Source organism: Hydrogenophaga palleronii NBRC 102513 (assembly GCF_001571225.1).
Classification (GTDB): Bacteria; Pseudomonadota; Gammaproteobacteria; order Burkholderiales; family Burkholderiaceae_C; genus Hydrogenophaga; species Hydrogenophaga palleronii.
This window is the reverse complement of record NZ_BCTJ01000094.1, coordinates 1-1,682: the sequence shown is the minus strand read 5'-3', so window position 1 is coordinate 1,682 and position 1,682 is coordinate 1. Positions and strand designations below refer to the sequence as shown.

Annotated in this window: 2 protein-coding genes; both read right to left on the bottom strand. The window is 66.1% G+C overall.

Features of this window, described 5'->3' with window-relative positions:
* Positions 1 to 11 precede the first annotated feature (11 nt).
* Positions 12 to 1,421 (bottom strand): flagellar filament capping protein FliD, encoded by a 1,410-nt coding sequence (gene fliD, locus HPA01S_RS22390; protein ID WP_066273715.1) that lies wholly within the window; start codon positions 1,419 to 1,421, stop codon positions 12 to 14.
* A gap of 167 nt (positions 1,422 to 1,588) precedes the next feature.
* Positions 1,589 to 1,682: flagellin (locus tag HPA01S_RS22920; RefSeq protein WP_281193171.1), on the bottom strand; the 94-nt coding region annotated here is incomplete at its 5' end.

The window sequence follows — 1,682 nt, the reverse complement described above, 5'->3', positions numbered from 1 at the left end:
CAGGGGGGTGGTTATGAAGTCGACCGGTTCCACTGAGTGATCTGCTGGGTGACGAAGTTGTTGATCGAGTTGAAGCGGCCCACCATGGCGTCCATGGCGTTGTACTGCTTGAGGTAACGGGCCTCGGCGCGGATGGCGCGCTCGTTCACCTTTTCCTGCTCCTTGGTGTTGCGCTTGACGGCGTCGCGCAGCGACTCGGAGCGTGAGGTCAGCGTGCCGGTGGTGCCGGCAAAACCGTCGGCAAAGCTCTTGAGTTTTTCGCCGAAACCTTGTGCCGTCGGGTCGATGTGGTCGGCGTTGAACAGGTTCTGTACCGCGTTCGGCGTGTCCAGCGCGGTGCCGAGTTTGGCGCTGTCCAGGCTCATCTTGCCGCCCGCCTTGAGTTCGATGCCGATCGAGGCCAGGGTGGTGAAGGCACCGCCCGGCGTGACCGAGCGCATCATGCCGCGCAGCGCGTTCTGCAGGCCCACGGCCGTGCTGTCGCCCTGCAGCGAGCCGGCGACCTTGGTGTCCGGGTTGTAGCTGGTGGTGCTGGTCAGCATGTCGTTGAGCGCGTTGTAGGCGTCGACAAAAGACTGGATGGTCTTGGTCATCGCTTCCTTGTCGTGCGTCACCGAGACCTCGACCGCCGCCGTGGTGGTCTGCAGGAACTCCAGCGTGATGCCCGGCAGCCCGTCCTTGAAGGTGTTGCTGGCCGATTCGACGGCAATGCCGTTGATGGTGGCCAGGGCATTCGTGCCGTGCGTGATCTGCACGCCCGAGGCGCCACCACCTTGCACCGCCAGGCGCGACAGGCCAGCGGCGGGGTCGCCGTCGGCGTCGGTGGCCTGCATCTCGAAGCCCATGGCGGCGCCGGTTTCCTTGGAGCGCATCAGCAGGCGTTCGCCGGAGGCGTCGCGCAACACGGTGGCGGTGACGCCGGCGTCGGCGGCGTTGATCTTGGCGGCGATCTGCGCGAGAGTGTCCTCGCCTTCGAGGATCTCGATGTCCACGCCAGCGGCTTCACCGGCGACGAAGTTGCCCGAAGTCCAGTCGCCCAGCGTAATGCGCAGGTTGCCGGTGCCCATGGCGGTGTCGCGTGGCACCGCTTGCGAAGCGGAGGATTGTGCGCGTGCGAGCTGCGTCACCTCGACCGACATGGCCGTGGGGGCCGTGCCGCTCGCCACGGAAATGCCGACGGCCGTGGCCAGGGAAGAGTTGCCCTTGACGGCCTGGAACGAGCTCGGCGTGGCCAGCTTGGTGCCGAGTTCGCCGAGGGTGTTCATCATCGAACTCAGGGTGCCGAAGAGCGAGATCTTGCTCTGGAACTTGTTCGCCTGCGTCTGCAGCGGCACCAGGGGCGCGCGCTCCAGCGCCACCATTTGCTTGACGATGGTTTCGATGGGCACGCCGCTGGACATGCCGGTGGAGGTGATGGCCATGTCAGGTCTCCTGGCCGGCGTTTGGCGGCGTCATGAGGGTGGTGGTGAATGGCTTCATGGTCTTCTTTCCTGGCCGGGATGGACGCACCGCACGCCGGCAAAGGCATGCGGTCTGTGCATCCCGCGAGCGCCGCCTGTGGGGTGGCGCCTGCGGATGGCGGTTCGGTTTACGAGCGCAGCAGCGAGAGCACCCCCTGTGGAACCTGGTTGGCCTGGGCCACCATGGCGGTGCCGGCCTGTTGCAGGATCTGTGCGCGCGAG

Coding starts and splice junctions, on each gene's coding strand:
- fliD (WP_066273715.1), bottom strand. CDS start 1,421: ATGGCCATCACCTCCACCGGCATGTCCAGCGGCGTGCCCATCGAAACC.